We start from the raw sequence: 4,851 nt of genomic DNA, 5'->3' as shown, positions 1-4,851 counted from the left end.
GAATGGCACTACCTTTTCTCTGCATTTTTGAGCTCCTTTTTCGGTAATTTGGTTTGAGTAAATTTCCAAAGTTACTCGACAAAGGAGTTCTTTTCTACTCCGACAATTGCTTGTCACCTATACATGGTATCTTTCCTGAAACTTTTGTTTTTTCGAGGATTCCCTTGGCGGGACATCGTTCACAGGGTATCTCTGAAAATGGCGGTGCCATCGCTTAACCGCCAGCGGCAGAATACTTTGTTTTCTCCGATCGCACTGCTGTTTTCGGAACCGACATGGCCGTCAAAATAAGCCATATTCGCGGAATTCGAATGCCGCAGATGCGGAGCACCGTCTCCGTCATAAGAGCTATTATGCCTGACCGCCCACCATTGACAGAGAGTTCCGGCAGTAGCCAGATCGTTCTTCACGGAATCCACCAGCAGCGGCAATTGGGAAACGGGTTTCTGGAGAGTCTTCTGGGAAAACAGAGCCCACGTGGGAGTTTCCCGCACACGACGCATGGAACTGAATTTCAGGTTGTGCCCCATTGCACCATAGAGAAGCCCGTAGGTATTGCCCCGGTAGCCACTGCTTGTTCCACTGACTCCGGTTTTGTCTATAATATAGGGGAGAGACGGACAGACATAAATGTTTTTCCCCTTGAAATACTCCCAGACGTCTCCCGCATAACCGTTCCAATCCTTCATGAAATACGCCATACCCCACGACTGGAGGTTCCCGTAAGGATCCAGACAATACGGCATATAGCCATCATAATCCGAGGCATAGTTATTGAACGCGGTGTAGGATTGCCTCAAATTGCCGGTGCAGGTAATCGCTTTTGCCTTTTCCCTGGCCTGATTCAGCGCCGGCAGAAGCATGGCCGCCAGAATGGCGATGATCGCAATTACGATGAGAAGCTCGATAAGAGTAAATTGATTTTTTTTCCGGAAAGCGAAGTTTACCTGCGGGATAAGCAGGAGCGAAACAGCGCATATCCCGGTGCTCAGCGACAGTCCCCTGCCGGCGGGAACAGCGATGATCGCGATTGCAATGAGAAGTTCAATCATGGTAAAAAATTCTGCTCTGGTTCTGATTCCGGAATGAAGAAATGTCATCATTTTACCTCTCTTTTTTCAACCTTATGGAATCAATGGTTGCCGATCGAAACCAAAATAAAACTGCGCGGAGCCGGACGCCTTTGTCTTTCCTGATATTTCCAACCATGCTCCCGGGATGTGTAGCTGCACATGCCATCAGAACTTCCCTGCCATCGGGAGCTCGCCGCATTGCATGCGGCACCCGCGACCTGAGACTCTGCTTTTCGCCGACTCCGAACTTCATCTCACGCCTCGCTTTTTTCATAGAACAAAAACGCGAAGGTATCCCGCGGAAGTGACACGGTGCCATCCGCGGTGACGCTCGCATCCCCGCGAATCGACTCGCACGTCAGGAATACATATCCCGGAACGGAAACAACCGTCGTCAGTTTATCCTTCCAGGACTGAGTCAGCAGAATCGCCAGCTCGTTCTCATGACGGAAGGAGCTGGTCTGAATTCCCGGTTCAGAGACGGAGTGATGGCCGGCTGCGCTGAATTCGCCTTCCAGCAGGACGGCGCGATGCCGCTCGCGGATGGCGTTCGCCCGGCCGAGGTATTCCTGATAGAACGGGGCGGAAGCGATCGTCGCCCGGCAGCGGAAGACCGCAGCGTCGGTAATCATCCCCAGCAGCAGCATCTGGTTCACCCGGAAAATCACATCGTCGGAATCGTCTTTGACATCGCGGTCGGAAAGGATCAGTTCCGGAAAGGCGCTCCGGTAGAGGTTGTGATCCGCCTTCACCTGCGGCGGTTCGTTCAACTGGCGCCAGCCCGGATTCCACACCTGCGCAATATTGCCGCAGGTGTGAACGAAATCCGCATATTGCGCGGTCTGGTCGGTGGTACATTCGATGCCCAGCGCCATTCCGGGATATTCCGTGTGGGCGTATTCATACAACTCCCGGAGCATCTCCCGTTTCTGTTTCATCAGCCCGGTAAACGGGATCTCATGTCCGTGAGCCGGATCGCAGCACGGATATGAAGCCAGGCCAAGCTGGTCGAAGAAAACCGAATCCGCGCCGACTTCCGCCGCAAAATCGATGTGCCTTTTTAAAATGTCAATCCATTCCCGGCAGGAGGGGCACGCCACCACGAAGGTCTTGTTGATGAACGCCCGGCAGAAGGAGCCGGTATTGCTGAAATTGTAATATTCGCGGTGCTCCGTCCCATCCTCGCGCTTGATCGAAACCCGTTGTCCCGCACCGGATTTGTAATAATCGGACGCCGCGTCAATCAGCTGCCCGTTGAAATACAGGATCACATGTCCGCCCCGGGTCCGCACGTTCAAGATGCTCCGGCGCAGCGCTTCTTTGCCGCCCTGCGCCGCATCCGGCGTATAGGCAGGATATCCGGCATCCATGCCCTCGCTGGTCCAGCCGAACAAAAACAGCGTGTCAAGCCCCGCTTTTTTCCCGTTCTCATACGCGGCTTCAAGATCGTCGTAGCGGAAGAAGTACTCGCCGTACTGATGTTTCAGGATGATGCGCTGCCAGCCCTGCGACCTGCGTATCTGCGCCGGGACCTCCGGCGGAACGAACCAGCTGTCGGCCCACTTCCGGTAGATTGCGGCTCCGGCGGAGAAATCCCCCGGGTACGAAGTTGTCACGAACGCCGGGGATTTCCAGCTCCTCCCCGCTTTCAGGAACGGGAACCGGGTCATGAAGACATTGACGGAATCCTTCTCCTTTTCAAAAGCGTGAAGCGTCATTCCAAACTCTTCATCATGACAGCCGAAGTAGAACCCGTCCTTTTCCCATTGCAGCAGATAGAAATTCATGGAGCAGGTGCGGCCGGGATAAAAGGCAAGCTCGTCCTTCCGGAGGTACTTGTTGTCGGGAGCCATGTAGAAGGAGAAACTTTCACGCAATCGCGCCGGAAGATCGACGATGCGCTCGCTGATGAGTCTGGACGTGCAGACCTCCATCGGCGGCTCCGGATTCCGAACGGAGAAAACCGGGAACTGGCACTCCCGGACAGTGACTCCTTCCGCGTTGTTTTTCACTTCAATCTGCCAGGCAACGCTGCCCGGTAGAATTTTCACAGAGACGCACACCCCGATCGGAAGCTCCTGACCGAATTCGGTCCGGACAGCCCGGGTCTGAAAACGCACTTCCGACGGCATTTCGGAACAAATGACCTTTCCCGAGGCGCGCGCCTCGATTTCCAGACATTCGCCGTCATCCAGAATCAGCCTCCACAGAAGATGAGGATTCATCATCTCGCGCCCAGCCGCGAGGTTCAGAAATCCGACAAGCTCCCCCTGTTCGGAGAACCTGATTTCATTATACTGATTTCTCATCATCATCGTCATCGTCGTCGTTTCCTGTGCTTTCAGAGAAAATATTTTATCATAACTTTATCGTTCAAGTTACAAATTATAAAAAAACTATGAATTCGATTTCTCACATCTGAGGATTCTGTCTCTGTAAATATGCCGCCCGATCGCACAGACGCAGCGGGAGTTGCCGCATATGGTTTCCCCCAACTCAATACGGCGGACCAGATCTGCCGCCGCTGCCGCAGCAACCTCGGGGATATCATGGACTATCACCGGCAGGGGCGAGGCGAGATGGCGGCAGAATTCAGAATCTCCGCCGCCGATCATATAGATATCTTCCGGAACCCGGACTCCACGGAGCCGCAAAACTTCGATGATGGAAAAGGCCATTTCATCCGAAGTGCAGTACAATGCTTCGGGGAGCTTCTCTTCTTCAAGGATTTTTTTTGCGATCTCCACGCCGAAATCAAAATAACTGACCGGATTATCCGATGGGCTGCTGTAATAAAATTTCCCAGTAAGTTCCCGCTCCCGACATAAATCGGGAAACCAGTCCAGAATCCCCCGCCGATATTCTTCTGCGGACAAGCAGCAGCCGACCGTTTTGAAGCCATGCAGCCGGAAGTCGTCGAGCACCTGGTGCAGGCTTTCGTTGCCCCACTTGATCCGGATGTAATCGGCATTGATTTCCGGAATCTGCCCCATTATGCTGATGGTCGGAGGGGCATTGGCGAAAATTTCCTGAACCTGTTTTATACCTTTTTCGGAATGAATTCCCAGTGCGAGAATCACGATTCCCGCCGGCCAGTTGATCACATTTTTCAGGAAGGCGAGCTTTTGTTCCTCCGGGAGATCGACCAGAAACTGAACCATGAGATTGTAACCGCGAAGTCCGAGTTCCAGTTCCAGACACTTCAAGTGCTCGACATCGCTATGCTGACAGACGTTGCCACAGACACAAAGAATGATCTTATTTTCCTGTTTGCGAAGATTTTTTGCCATCTGGTTGGGCCGGTATCCCAGTTCCCGCGCGGTTTTTCGGACACGGTCTATAGTCTCCTGCCTGAACTTATACCGTGTGTTGCCACTCAGGATATAACCGATGCACGCGGGAGAAACCCCACATTTTTCTGCAATGTCTTTCAGACGGACTCGCATAGGTTCATTCTCTATTCAATCTCGATCAACTTGATCGTTAAAGTGACTGTGGTATATTATGACACAAAAAGATCTCTTTGTCAAGGAATATAAGAGATAATTTCAAAATTTCACGGAAAACAATCCCTTCTTCAGATGGTCTTTCTGTAAAAAACGGAGCAAGTTCTTTCCTTGCAAAGCTCTTGCTCCGTTTTGTTTTTTGAGTAAAGGCCATTTGTTCTGAAAAGCGAATTTCGCAAAAACCGAAAAATTCTCTGAGTCCAAAAGACGTTGTTATGAATTAGGCAAATAAGGTGACCGACCTTTTGATTTTGTGAACACATGTCCTTTGC

The 4,851-nt window shown here is 51.9% G+C and carries 3 protein-coding genes; all 3 read right to left on the bottom strand.

Annotation, left to right across the window (positions count from 1 at the left end):
• Positions 1-179: 179 nt before the first annotated feature.
• The 3 genes from ACMLHG_RS11425 to ACMLHG_RS11415 all read right to left on the bottom strand — a co-directional run bounded on the left by ACMLHG_RS11425 (position 180) and on the right by ACMLHG_RS11415 (position 4,519).
• Complete coding sequence (locus ACMLHG_RS11425) at positions 180-1,103, bottom strand: prepilin-type N-terminal cleavage/methylation domain-containing protein (RefSeq protein ID WP_417170579.1); 924 nt, start codon at positions 1,101-1,103, stop codon at positions 180-182.
• 224 nt (positions 1,104-1,327) lie between these two features.
• The gene (locus tag ACMLHG_RS11420) at positions 1,328-3,394 is read right to left on the bottom strand and encodes a DUF6259 domain-containing protein (RefSeq protein ID WP_417170578.1); all 2,067 of its coding nucleotides are present in this window, start codon (positions 3,392-3,394) and stop codon (positions 1,328-1,330) included.
• Positions 3,395-3,469: 75 nt separating this feature from the next.
• Positions 3,470-4,519, bottom strand: coding sequence for a LacI family DNA-binding transcriptional regulator (locus ACMLHG_RS11415; RefSeq protein ID WP_417170577.1), 1,050 nt, complete (start codon positions 4,517-4,519; stop codon positions 3,470-3,472).
• Between the last annotated feature and the right edge of the window lie 332 nt (positions 4,520-4,851).

It is taken from the genome of Victivallis sp., assembly GCF_048170485.1.
GTDB lineage: Bacteria > Verrucomicrobiota > Lentisphaeria > Victivallales > Victivallaceae > Victivallis.
This window is presented reverse-complemented; position numbering and strand designations above follow the sequence as displayed.